Origin of the sequence: Sulfobacillus thermosulfidooxidans, assembly GCF_001280565.1 — a bacterium.
GTDB classification, from domain to species: Bacteria; Bacillota; Sulfobacillia; order Sulfobacillales; family Sulfobacillaceae; genus Sulfobacillus; species Sulfobacillus thermosulfidooxidans_A.
In genome coordinates this window covers 539,244-551,371 of record NZ_LGRO01000001.1, presented here as the reverse complement: position 1 = coordinate 551,371, position 12,128 = coordinate 539,244, and the positions used below count along the sequence as shown (strand labels likewise).

Here is a 12,128-nt window from a genome sequence, read left to right as displayed (position 1 = left end):
TCGTGCAATATGTCATGCTTAAAATTTTCTGAATGCCATATTATTGCGTATCGTAATGTTCAACATTGATGCAATGGAGAATGGAATATGGTGTTTGGAAGCCGAATGCGAGAATTACGGCAACAGCATGGATATACACAAGCCGAATTGGGCGAGAAATTAGGTCTTTCGCAATTTACCATTTCTAATTATGAACAATCGTCCCGCCAGCCCCCGCTCGAAATCTTGGTGCGCTTGGCGGATATTCTGGGAACGTCCACCGACTATTTGTTAGGTCGGGTCGATGTGAACAATCCATCAGATCCCATGACCCAAGTCCTGCCCCACGCCCGATGGCACCACTTTGGAGAACGCCTCGCCCAAGTCCGGGCGGTGCGGCGGTTGTCCCCGGCCCAGTGTGCCCTGTTAGTGCACGTAGACCCCGAGCAATGGGAGCAATGGGAACAAGGCACCACGTTCCCCACGCTCGCCGATTTGTTGTTAGTGGCCGATACCCTGCACGTGAGCCTCGATTGGTTGCTAGATCGCCCCACGAATTTGTTTCCCCGCGATGATTCCATCACCATTGAGGAGTGGCACCGTCTGCGAACAAGCGTCGCCACTATGGAAGAACTCTGGCGGCGGAGGGTCTCCCAAGCGGAATGGGATGCCGCCCGGCGATGGGTTACCGGGGCCACTGATCATCCGGAATAGGCGGACCATAGCATCCGGATGCAATCCAGCGGTCGTACCGTCCCGCTTCGATATCGGGGAACAAGAACACGAGGGCTTCCAATTGTTCATCGGATAAGTCCGCAAAAGGATTGGGGCTGTTCGGTCGGATGATGCGCAGGAAGTCCTCCGGACACTTGGCCCCCTTCGGGGGGCGTGGGGTTTCATCGTTGATCGCCATGGGAATCCTCCTCTATCCATCAAGAACAGATGGATAATTAAGCTCTAAACTGCTTAAACCTTATCTTGTGAAACTAACTTACATCGCTATGGAATACCTTGTCAAGAAAAAATTTACCTTTTTATTCTGATTTATATTCCAATGAAATATAATTTAGCCATCAAGTAAATGGGAGGACATCTTTTGGAAGAATTGTCGTTCGGGGCCAAACTTCAAGCAATTCGCAAGCGGTTGGGGTTGAGCCAAACGGATTTAGCCAAACTAATCGGCACAACGCAGAACAACATTAGTCGGTATGAGTTGGGATTGCGTCAACCGAGTTTTGACATGTTAAAAAAAATCGCCGATGCCCTCAACATCTCAATGGATGACTTATCCGATTCCACTATCATAAGTGTGGATCAACAGGCCAGGGGATCTTCGTCTCCGTCCTGGGCATCCTTTGTAGTAGATGTTCAAACACAATACCATCTCACCACCGATCAACTCGCGTTCACTCTGGACGTTGGGTTATCTGATCTCCTGCCTCCGCGTTCGGTAGCCCGCCCCTCCATCCGGGTGGCCTTCGCCCTGGCCAATTTCTTGCAGATGCCCACGCTGGCCATGGCGGTGATTGCGGGATATATGGATCCCGATGCCGCGTTGGACCGGGTGGTCAATGTGATGCAGTGGCCGTGGCGCAAAATGGCTCCCTATCATAGCGATTGGTTTAACCAACAGGGGGGATCGTACCTCCGCACGTGCCGCCAAGCGCACCGGCATTCCGTGACAGCCGTCGTGCAGCATTGGAACGCGCACTGGAATCACCCCGTATCCGAGGCCGATTGGACCTTCTTGGAAGACCATGGAGTGTTACGCACCCCGTGGGATTCGCGGCATCCCACGACCCCCCTGGATGAATTACCGGGAGTGTGGCTATGGGCCTTGATGGACGCGTGCGTGATGGATCCCCCCACGGTTTATCAGGATGTGGTGGGACTAACTGCCCTGCTAGGCCGGATCTCTCGTCACGGCAAGGCCCGCCAGGTCTGGTTTTCCGGGCATCAGAATTATGAGGACTTACTGGCGGCGTTCACAGCCGCGCATGATAAGGCCCGTGATACCGTGAATATGAGATTCTACCGGGGCCAGATCCACGCGATTGCATGGGCTACCCCGTCTACGCCCCCGACACCCTCTACCCCCGAATGGCCCGTGCGCGCCATTCCCTTGCTAGGCCGCGTAATTGCCGGGGTGCCCGTGGAAGCGCAGACGGATCATCACGGGGATGTGTGGATTCCTCGGGATGACCCCGGAGACTTCGCTGTGACCGTACACGGGGATAGCATGCTTCCTGCGGGGATTACCGAAGGCGATACGATCATCGTGGAACACGTCCCCCCGGGGCGCGACGTGCCTCCCAACACCTTGGTTGTGGCCTTAGTCGATGGCGAACAAACGCTCAAGTGGGTGATTCGACAGGCGGATGGTTCGTGGTGGTTGCGGGCGGCCAATCCCCGCTATGCCGACATGCCTTTGGATCCCGAACGGGATCGCATCGTGGGGATCGTGCGGGGCATTCAGCGCCGCCCCCCGTCCCCGCTCCCCCGTGTCGAATCGGGAGAATCACCGGATCCCTGGGCGGGTCTGACGCCGGATCAGCGAGACTTGCTGCAAGCCCAGCAACGCGTCATCGAGGAACAGCAACGCCTGATGCAATCGATGTTGGTGCGGTTTCGGCGCATGAACCAGGCGAACCCGACCCGAATCCCCCCGGATGACGGGGATCCGCCCGAAGCCCCGTTTTAGAGTCGGGATTTCCGAAAAGGAGGGTGCATACGTCATGACCTTACCATCCCCGATTTTTGTCTTGGATCTCGAAACCATTCCCGATCTGGCTCGCCTTCACGCCGCATCCCCCACTGATCCCCCATCCGAGGATGCGACCGCCCCCGAACCATCACCCCCGGCTCGGATGCCCAAACCCGCGTTTCATCAGATTGTGGCCATTGCCGGAGCGTGGATCGCGCCCAACGGGATGTTGCGCCAATTGCGGGCTTTGGGGGACCCCTCGTGGTCTGAGGCCGCCCTGATTGAAGAAGCCTTTCGTATCATCAGTGTGGGGCACCCCCGCTTAGTGGGATGGAACTCGCAAGGATTTGATTTACCCGTCTTGGTGTATCGGGCGATGGTGCATGGCGTGGCCGCGCCCCAGTTTTATCTGTGGGGGGAGCCATATCATGGCTACCGCAAACGCTTTGATGAGGACAACCATCTGGATTTGATGGATGTCTTGAGCTTTTATGGGTCGAGTCCCCGCATGAGCCTGCACGAAATGGCCCGAGTCTTGGGCATTCCGGGCAAACTCGACATGGACGGGAGCCAGGTGTGGGACCGGTATCAAGCGGGTGAGATCGAAGCCATTCGGGAGTATTGCACAGCGGACGTACTCACGACCGCCTTGGTGTTTGGCCGGTATGCCTATCACCGGGGATGGTGGACCGCTGACCACATCACGACCTGGGAAAATTCGGTGGCTGCCTGGCTGGATGCCCAATCCGCTCCGTTGTGGGATCGTTTTCGGGATCAATGGCAACCCGTCACCCAAGTTATTGGCCGGGCCCCCTGGGATGATAGCCCCTCGGCCTAGCGCATCATCCTCTCCGCTGGATCTGTTTCTCCCCCGTGAGCCACGGCAGGAATTTGTTGCCATCGTGTCGAAATAGACAGATAGCATCTCGGTAATGAGCTCGGAGCCGAGGTCTCGGAGCGAATGGGCCAGTCGAAGGGGCGTGGGGTTGAGCAATGCCATGGGTTATTGTGTGGGCTGCGTGGATCGGATGGGTGGTGGTTCCGATATGGTATCAGCAGTTTCCGGGGCGATGGCGATGGATTCTCTGGGGATTGCTTATCGCCGTGGGGACGCAATGGGTGGCTCTGTTGACACACTGGAATCATTGGACGAACGGGGTCATTCAAGTTTTCGTGGACCTCGTGGTCGTCAATGCGATGGGGTGGACGATCACGGTGGGAGTGGCATCCCGATGGCCTCGGGTTCTGCCCATAGCTCGCGTGGCGGCATCGGTCTTTTGGATGACTCTCACCGTCTTAGGATGGTTGAGCCTGCGACCCTTGCTCCCGACAATTACTTCGTCCGCGCAACTCGTGGCACGGCTTCATCCGTTTTATCAACCCATTTTCCATCAGCTGGCTCACGTGGCCCAACACGCGGAGCATCAAATGACGTTCGGATCGGTGTGGGAACACGTCGGGATCATTTTGAGCATTGCCGGGATTCTGGCCATTCCGTCCATTGTCGCTCGGTGGGGCCGCCCCGATCCAGATCGATCACGCACCCCATGGGGGCGCGTGATCGGGCGATTCGTCTTTGATGCGATTCCCACATCGGGGTTACCTCGGGCAATCATCGGCATTCTTCTCCCCGCCGTGTGGCCCGGGTTTTATGCCAAAGATCCCGCGTCGGCCCATTGGCCGATTGTCCTCTTAGTCTGGGGCCCGGTGGTGATGGCAAGTGTGCGCACTCTGCTGATCATGGCCCAAATCTATCCCAGCTGGCGGCTGATTCTCACTGGTATTCTGGTGGCGTTCGCGTGGCATCCCGCGGGAGCCGCAGCGAGTCACGCCACCTCGCCCGCGTTCCCTCCGTCTGCAACCGGAGTGGTCTGGGCCAATCAAACAATCACGCAGTATGATGGCCCCCAGACCTCGCCTCCCGATCCGTGGCTCGTGCACGTGGCAGCATCCTCCACTCATCTGCCTCATGTCGTACCCATCAACGCGCGTGCCAGTCTCGTTCCGGCCACCGCGCCCCATCTTCCGGCATCGTGGCATCCCCAACGCTTAACCGAGTCCTTAGCGGATCAGACGTTAAATCGGTTGGTGGCGTCCACCCTGTCCACGACGAGCCTTTGGGCCTTGATTATCGCAGTCGTGATGCTCTTCGTGGCGTTGGGATCGCTCCCCACCACCGGTCTGGCGGTGGGCGTGGGAGGATTAACCAGTCTGATCACCATGGCCATCTTGCGAGGGATCGAGACCCGAATCGCCATCTCCCCCTATGCCTTAAATATCGCCAATTTGTTAGCCATGGGATTATCGCTCGATTACGCCATTTTTCAAATTCAAGCCTTTGGTCGGGCCTGGCGCGAATCTGCCCCGCTCCCCCGGACTGCCCGGGTTGAGCACGCGCAATCCCTGGCCATTCATCACGCGCAACACGCCATGCCGTGGTCGGTCTTAGCGTTGAGTTTAACGGTGTTGGCCTTCCCCCTGGCCTTGCCCGGGGGATTAGGATGGTCGTTCGCGCTGGCCAGTGCCGTGGCCGCCCTGACTGCGTGGGGCGTATCCCAATTCTTAGTCGTGCCCTTGCTGGCCGCCTGGCCCGAGTGGTGGTGGCGCGGTCGATTACCCGTCTCGTTATCCGACGTGTTAGATCGGGTTTATCGGGTCATCGGACAAGGAAGCGTCCTAATTCCCGGATTGGTGTTTTTAGCCACGTTCGTGGTGCTCTTGTTGATTGACCGGCATCCCCCGCAAATGACGGTGTTTACTCCGTCCACCGCAGCCGAACTCTTGCCCCGAACCAACACGGTGCGCGAGGCGTTTGCTCAGCAACCTGTGGCTCCGCCCTCATCGACCGCCATGCTCGTTATTGATGTGCCATCCTTCATCTCGTGGTCCGGAGTGCAGACGCAATTAGCGAACCTTCCCGATTCCCACGGGGTGCAGTGGTCGAATCCGATGGCCGGGATGTCGTCGGAGACGTTACACACTCTGGTCAGTCACCCCACGATGATTCCTCCCGCGTTGCATCGCCTCTGGCATCCCTCACGGGGTATCCTCTTGATCCGGGTGGCCACGCGCTCCGGACGGCCATTGCCTCGGTCTCAGCTGGCTTCTGCGTTGCGAACGGTCTTGCCATTTCCGTTGCGTTGGGCATTCAGTGGATCTGCGAACACCGTGCAACGCACAGCCAGCACGTGGTTTCAACGCGGGTTCCTTGTGCTCGTGGGGGCGGGACTGCTGGCTAGTGCCTGGGTCCGATGGCGACTCACCCAGACCCTCCGAGCGGCAGCGTTAGCGATTCTCTTTGAGCTGGTTCCGTTCTTAACCACCCTCACCATCTATCCGTTGATCGCCCGGCGATGGCCCCATATCTTCCCGCTGCACGTGGCGTTTCCGGTCATGCTCCTCGCCGTGAGTTTGATGTTGGCATTGGCTTTGGACTACCAAGTGCTCCTCACCCACGCGATGGGACGACACCCGACTCCGGAACGTATTGCCCAAGCGGTGGCCCAAACTGGGGGATCAATTACCAGTGCTGGCCTCGTGATGGCATCGAGTTTTTATGTCTTGTTGGCATCACCGTTGCCGTTTTTGCGGGCGGCGGGCATGTTAATTGGCACCAATGTGCTCTTTGATACGTTCTTAATGCGGTCGTTCTTAATGCCATCCACCGCCGCCGCCTTCGGAGGCGAGCGTCCGTCGCATCCGCTCTCCTGGTTTCGCCAGTGGGATCGGTGGGTCGCGTGGCTCAGTTTGGCATGGGCGGTCATCGTCATTCCCACGTTAATTCGCACGGATCTCCCGCACGTGCACATCGTGCCTCGCCCAGCAACCATTCACCTTGTGCTGACGGGGCAAACGACCGCCAGTCTGTGGAAGCCTTGATCCTCGGAGAAAGACGGTCTATGTCAAGCCTGTGGATAACCAAGGAATGGTTTGACGCTTACGTCACTGGAGAAGCCAATGCTCTATCTGGCTGTTAGCACTACTCACATAACGCCTTTTGCCGCGCGTTTGAGATTTACCCGCAGAAATCCCCGCAGAGTGGGCGGAACCCCGGTTTAAGTATGCCTCTGACTAACCTTGCCATTACTAATCTGTAGAAAAAATTTGTCCATTGGTTTTGTAGTGGAGGGATATGGTGTGCAATCCATAATTTAGCGGGTTTATAACCGGGAGGCACATTAGGATTAGGGTGGCTCACATTCCGTAGTGCCGCACCCGACTAATAGGATTATCACCAAGCTGGTGAATAAAAACGAGAGCTTGTGTACCATAGGGCAAGCCTCCTGGCTTTGATGCATGGTTTAATATGACAGAAAAGTCTCACGGGGATTGCCTGCAGGAAGCTCTCCCGTCAGCCAATCCAAAGGAACCGCCACGATTTCGCCCGTGTACGCAATCCCCACTCTTATCGCGGATGGATTATAAAAACATGATGTCTGTGAATGACTAGTGCGGACGACCAAATGAGAATCACGTAAATACCCAGGCCGGTCAGTGCACCGCCACCCACTCCTACCGTTCCCGCTATCGCCCTTCTTTCCTGCGATAGCAGAACTCTCCCATAACAGCGTGGGGTAGTGCGATGTAGAATGACCAAGCGACAAAAATCATTGCTTCCGATTATCCCGGAACTGCGTGGGTTATAGAAAGTCGCCTCATCAGAGGCAGCGATGAGGCCAGTGTCGCTCACTCGGAGCCACATGACTCTCTTTGAAAATACGCAACATCATTCACCCTCCCACGCCCTCCTGGGAATTGCAGACGGACGAACAGAGACAAAGCCCCCCCCACCAGTGTCTCCGTAACGGAATGAGGCAATCCGTTTAGCTCGGCTCGTGAGATGGTGAATGCGTCTTCCAATCCATCGGCAACGTCTCGACGAGCCGTTCCGCAAACGTTGTCGACAGCACAATCGAGGTAACGGACTGACCAAATCGCGCCAACCGGTCAATCAGCCATTCCAAGTGCTCCATCGACGAGACGCCCACCCGCAAAATAAAGGAATCGGGTCCGGCAACGCGCCAACAGCCCATAATTTCCTGGATCTGCTGTAACTGTGCACTCACGCGACGGCTCGCTTCACGTGGTGTAGTCAACCGGATAAACGCTTCAACGGGAAGCCCGACGTTCTTCCAATCAATGTCCACCCGATACCCGCGGATCACCCCCCGGTCTTCTAACTTGCGAATCCGTTCGGCTACGGCAGGTGCCGATAATCCCACGGCATGGCCCAATTCACGGTACGTGATGCGGGCATCTTTTTGTAACAAGGCTAAAATGCGCCAATCGGTACGATCCAAGAACCCGTCCTCACGAAAGCCCAATGTCATCTATCCTTTCATTTCTAAAGCTTATCCGTCATTTTTCTTATCATAATGCGTTTACTGCTACCTGTCACCTTTTTACACTAAAAGAGGGAAAAGTACAGAATCTGCCAACCCACACGGGACATAACGTTTCGCACCATTCAGAACACCCATTGGCCTATGGTAACAAAGGAGGTCTCAGAGCATGACCCAAAAATCCTCATGGGAAAACTGCGTGCAAGGAGTCTATCAGCCGTTAACCCTTCGCCAACTCGATCGCTTACCTCACCTCCAACGGCTCAGTCCGGATCTGCGACTGGCGATGAAAGCGGTTGCAACGGTCTTGCCCTTCCGTGTCAATTCTTATGTAATAGATCAACTGATTGATTGGGATGCTATTCCCGATGACCCGATTTTCCAACTCACGTTTCCCCAGCCCGGCATGCTGAAGAAACCGCATCTCGACCGTCTCTACTCCTTGCTGAAAGCCGGAGCATCCGAAGAGACTCTTCACCACGTGGCTCAAAAAATCCGGGCCGAACTGAATCCGCATCCTGGTGCTCAAATGACTCTCAATGTCCCTTCCGTGGACGGGCAACGGTTAGCGGGAATTCAACACAGCTATGCCGAAACGGTCTTATTTTTCCCCAGTCCGGGACAAACTTGTCACGCTTATTGCACCTATTGTTTCCGATGGGCACAATTTGTCGGAGATGACAACTTAAAGATGGCGTCGTCCGAGGTAGACACACTGAAAACCTACCTGGCTTCCCACCCTGCTGTCACAGATCTTTTGGTGACGGGAGGCGATCCACTCATCATGAAAGCATCAGTCTTATTCCGATTCCTGGAGCCGTTGCTCGATCCTCGTTTGGAGCATCTCACCACTATTCGCATCGGAACCAAATCACTCGCCTACTGGCCTCAGCGGTTTGTCACGGATACGGATGCGGACGAACTCCTTGGTGTGTTTGAGCGGATTGTCAATGCAGGAAAACACTTGGCCATCATGGCGCATTACAGTCATCCCGTGGAATTATCTACGCGCATCGCCCGTGAGGCCGTGCAGCGTATTCAACGCACGGGAGCACTCATTCGGGCCCAAGCTCCCCTGATTCACCACGTTAATGACCGCGTTGACGTATGGAGGAGCTTGTGGAAAACCGAAGTGCACTTAGGAATAATCCCTTACTATATGTTTCAGGCGCGTGATACCGGAGCCCACCACTATTTTTCCGTTCCTTTAACACAGGCTTACCAGATTTTTCGAGGGGCGTATCGGCAGGTTTCCGGGTTAGCCCGCACCGTGCGCGGGCCGGTGATGTCCACGGAGCTCGGGAAGGTCCTTGTTGATGGCATCGTTGAGCGGCGTGATCGATCAATGTTCGTTCTCCGATTCCTTCAAGCTCGGAACGCAGACTGGGTGGGCCGTCCATTTTTTGCAGCCTATGACTCAAAAGCTACGTGGTTCAGCGAACTTCAACCGATTAACGAAGAGACGCAGGAGTTTTTCACACCGATAACCAAGACCAGCTGGCCGACATCGGTTCAAACTCTGGAGGATGCATAATCCATGCATCCCAAGAGATTACCGGCCGTCACCGATCCACGGCGTTCCGCGGTGCCGTCACGAGCCGTTGCCGCTCTCGTCACCACAGCCATCATTTGGGGCAGTATGTATGTCGTGAGTCGACTGGTTCTGGATCACGTGTCGGTGATTCTATTGGTCTGGCTTCGTCTGGTTATCGCTGCCGTGCTTCTGGGACCCTGGGCCGCTCGATGGCAATTTTGGCGCGTATCTCGCCAGCAGTTGGGGCTCCTCGCCGTGATTGGTCTCATCGGATATAGCGTCTCCCTCCCACTCCTCTATCTCGGTTTAGCGGCAACATCCGCAGCCATGGCGTCTTTAATTTCCTCGCTGTCCCCCGTTTTCATCGTGTTGTTGTCGTTAATGACGGGGCAGCGCGCCTCCATGCGAAATGTTATCGCTTTATTGTTGGCCTTCCTCGGCGTAGTACTGATTGTCGGCATCAATGTTCACCACCGGGTCTCTGGTACCGGTATAGGAGCTTTGGGGCTTGCCGCGATAGCGTGGGCCATGTATACCGTGCTCAACCAACATCTGAAGACGCTGGCTCTCCCCGTTGTCATCTTTTGGGAGCTCGTATTCGGGGCTACCGCTTTAACCCCATGGGTTCTCGTCGCGGGGGCGTGGACGTCACTGCTCCATAGTTCTCTCACGCTCTGGTTGCAAATTCTCTACTTGGGGGCAGTCGCCATGGCGTTGGCTTTTCTTTTATGGAGCTACGGCTTTGCCCATCTCACAGCGGGGCAAGGTGCAACCTTCTATTTCATTCAGCCGCTCGTCGGTACCGGTCTTAGCGTGGTGGTGCTTCATGAGACGGTATCAGTCCCGGAAATCGTCGGGGGGACGTTGATCATTCTGAGCACCGTCATGGCCACATCTCCCCTCCCCAGACGGACACGGTTTTCGGCCTCTCGGGGGAGCCGGAGTCCTTCACACGATCGGTAAAACCCCGTTACCGCCGTTGCTCGTAGGATGATACCCGCCCGTGCTGACCGGCCCCCTCCGGCCAACACTTCTCACACCGACGAAGACCCGACCGATCGCGCCATCTCCAGGCAACAGGGCACACCGAATCGATACGTTTTCCTCGCGCCTCATCCCCGTCCCCGAAGGACTGTGCAGCTTCTAATGGCTGTGACCGAAATGGCCCCGGGGAAGCCGTATGAAAGGGGTCACCTTCTCGCCCGATCATGTCCGTCCTCTGCCTCAACCCACAGGTCGCGTAAAGGCGTAAGGGGCTGAATAGTTGGCTGCCGGCACATCGTTTCCACATCATTCGCCCCCAGTGCCACCCTACGATCTGTGGGGGTGGCACGGGCCGATAATCCGGAAGACGTTACACTCTATTCACCGGCTCGTAGAAGATACATTTTTGAGACTGGCAATACTGCGCGCAGTGAAAAATGGCCTTCGTCGTCAGATCTCCGCATCCTCCCTGCTTCTCTTTAGTCCCTTGACTCAACCGCCTCGCGTCGCGTTAAAAAGGCTGAGACGTCACGAGTTTGGCTCGGATCGATCATGCGCATCGTGCCTATCCACCACGCAAAATATGCATATTCATGGGCTGCGCAGAAGTTGGGCGTGTGGCACCGAGGGCATCGACGAGCATCCGACAAGACGAATACTTCCCCCCGACCGTTTCGCACCCAATGGCCCACATGGACTTGATACAGTTTGATATCGCTCACCTCTTCGGGGACCGTGCCCCACAAATTCCTGTCGCCCGGTCATTGGGCATGGTTGGAAGCGTCCGACCATGCCCATGCGAACAGCATAGACTATGAGCCTTGCGACGCCATCTTACTCTCCCGATCCGACATGGCTTTCAGTGCCCGATACACTGTCTGACGCGATACATGAAAAGCGCGAGCGACCTCCACGGTCGTCATGTGACCGGAAGTAATCATCTCGGCGGCCATCCGCACTTGGTCGGGCGTCAGTCGCCGGGGCCGACCTCCCAACCGTCCGCGGGCTCGGGCCGCCGCTAATCCCGCCATGGTGCGTTCGCGAATCAGCCCGCGTTCAAATTCCGCGAGCGCGGCAAAGAGATGGAATATGAGTTGCCCTTCGGCGGTGGTGGTGTCCATGTGTTCTTGCACACTGCGCAAGCCAATGTGCCGTTCGTGTAATTCCTCAACGAGGGCGATGAGATGGCTTAAGGACCTCCCCAAACGATCTAACTTCCACACGACGAGCACATCCCCGGGACGGGCATAATCCAACGCGGCGTGCAGTCCCGGCCGATCCGCCACTCGGCCCGATTGCACATCGTGAAAAATTTTTTCGCATCCGACAGCGGTGAGGGCATCCTCTTGCACCGCCAAGACTTGATCCGGCGTCGAGATCCGGGCATAGCCGATTAACATGGTCATCCCCCTTGGGGTGGACTAAGAAGTATCGGGAATGTTCCGCTGATTGCGAGTGTATCAAAACGCATGAGGGATGCCAAGGTGTTCGCTAGGAGTTATGACACTCGGTTTTGCAACGGTTTTCCGATGCATTGGGGACGCGAAGGACCCTATGACCTGTTAAGTGTCATAAACGGTCGTTT

9 protein-coding genes are annotated in these 12,128 nt (G+C 56.3%); 6 read left to right on the top strand and 3 right to left on the bottom strand.

Translation table 11 applies throughout. The features are described from left to right. Positions 1 to 87 precede the first annotated feature (87 nt). Positions 88 to 693 (top strand): helix-turn-helix domain-containing protein, encoded by a 606-nt coding sequence (locus tag AOA63_RS18835; RefSeq protein ID WP_082343708.1) that lies wholly within the window; start codon positions 88 to 90, stop codon positions 691 to 693. Here the strand turns inward: AOA63_RS18835 and AOA63_RS02805 are convergent. Continuing rightward, a complete protein-coding gene (locus tag AOA63_RS02805) occupies positions 665 to 892 on the bottom strand; it encodes a hypothetical protein (RefSeq protein WP_053958292.1) in 228 nt (75 codons plus the stop codon). The two genes, AOA63_RS18835 and AOA63_RS02805, sit on opposite strands and share 29 nt — an antisense overlap. Positions 893 to 1,075: 183 nt before the next feature. On the opposite strand from AOA63_RS02805, the gene AOA63_RS02800 reads away from it, so the two are divergent. The 3 genes from AOA63_RS02800 (at position 1,076) to AOA63_RS02790 (ending at position 6,562) form a co-directional block, all read left to right on the top strand. Further along, positions 1,076 to 2,680, top strand: a complete 1,605-nt coding sequence (locus tag AOA63_RS02800; RefSeq protein ID WP_053958291.1) for a helix-turn-helix domain-containing protein — start codon at positions 1,076 to 1,078, stop codon at positions 2,678 to 2,680. 34 nt (positions 2,681 to 2,714) lie between these two features. Next, a complete protein-coding gene (locus AOA63_RS02795; protein ID WP_053958290.1) occupies positions 2,715 to 3,521 on the top strand; it encodes a 3'-5' exonuclease in 807 nt (268 codons plus the stop codon). 155 nt (positions 3,522 to 3,676) lie between these two features. Next, positions 3,677 to 6,562, top strand: coding sequence for an MMPL family transporter (locus AOA63_RS02790; protein ID WP_053958289.1), 2,886 nt, complete (start codon positions 3,677 to 3,679; stop codon positions 6,560 to 6,562). 944 nt (positions 6,563 to 7,506) lie between these two features. Here AOA63_RS02790 and AOA63_RS02785 read toward each other — a convergent pair. Then, the gene (locus AOA63_RS02785) at positions 7,507 to 8,013 is read right to left on the bottom strand and encodes an Lrp/AsnC family transcriptional regulator (protein ID WP_082343706.1); all 507 of its coding nucleotides are present in this window, start codon (positions 8,011 to 8,013) and stop codon (positions 7,507 to 7,509) included. A 181-nt stretch (positions 8,014 to 8,194) separates the two neighbouring features. Here AOA63_RS02785 and AOA63_RS02780 point away from each other — a divergent pair, with 181 nt between their 5' ends. Next, positions 8,195 to 9,559: a KamA family radical SAM protein gene (locus AOA63_RS02780; protein WP_053958288.1), complete on the top strand. Its 1,365-nt coding sequence runs from the start codon at positions 8,195 to 8,197 to the stop codon at positions 9,557 to 9,559. A gap of 3 nt (positions 9,560 to 9,562) precedes the next feature. Further along, entirely contained in the window at positions 9,563 to 10,522 is a 960-nt protein-coding gene (locus AOA63_RS02775) for a DMT family transporter (protein WP_053958287.1), read from the top strand. Positions 10,523 to 11,355: 833 nt separating this feature from the next. Here AOA63_RS02775 and AOA63_RS02770 read toward each other — a convergent pair. Then, the gene (locus AOA63_RS02770; protein ID WP_053958286.1) at positions 11,356 to 11,943 is read right to left on the bottom strand and encodes a recombinase family protein; all 588 of its coding nucleotides are present in this window, start codon (positions 11,941 to 11,943) and stop codon (positions 11,356 to 11,358) included. Positions 11,944 to 12,128: the final 185 nt, after the last annotated feature.

What these genes read in the sequence shown, in the direction of transcription:
- AOA63_RS18835 (WP_082343708.1), top strand. Translation starts at nt 88, where the DNA reads ATGGTGTTTGGAAGCCGAATGCGAGAATTACGGCAACAGCATGGATAT.
- AOA63_RS02805 (WP_053958292.1), bottom strand. Translation starts at nt 892, where the DNA reads ATGGCGATCAACGATGAAACCCCACGCCCCCCGAAGGGGGCCAAGTGT.
- AOA63_RS02795 (WP_053958290.1), top strand. Translation starts at nt 2,715, where the DNA reads ATGACCTTACCATCCCCGATTTTTGTCTTGGATCTCGAAACCATTCCC.
- AOA63_RS02790 (WP_053958289.1), top strand. Translation starts at nt 3,677, where the DNA reads ATGCCATGGGTTATTGTGTGGGCTGCGTGGATCGGATGGGTGGTGGTT.
- AOA63_RS02785 (WP_082343706.1), bottom strand. Translation starts at nt 8,013, where the DNA reads ATGACATTGGGCTTTCGTGAGGACGGGTTCTTGGATCGTACCGATTGG.
- AOA63_RS02780 (WP_053958288.1), top strand. Translation starts at nt 8,195, where the DNA reads ATGACCCAAAAATCCTCATGGGAAAACTGCGTGCAAGGAGTCTATCAG.
- AOA63_RS02775 (WP_053958287.1), top strand. Translation starts at nt 9,563, where the DNA reads ATGCATCCCAAGAGATTACCGGCCGTCACCGATCCACGGCGTTCCGCG.
- AOA63_RS02770 (WP_053958286.1), bottom strand. Translation starts at nt 11,943, where the DNA reads ATGTTAATCGGCTATGCCCGGATCTCGACGCCGGATCAAGTCTTGGCG.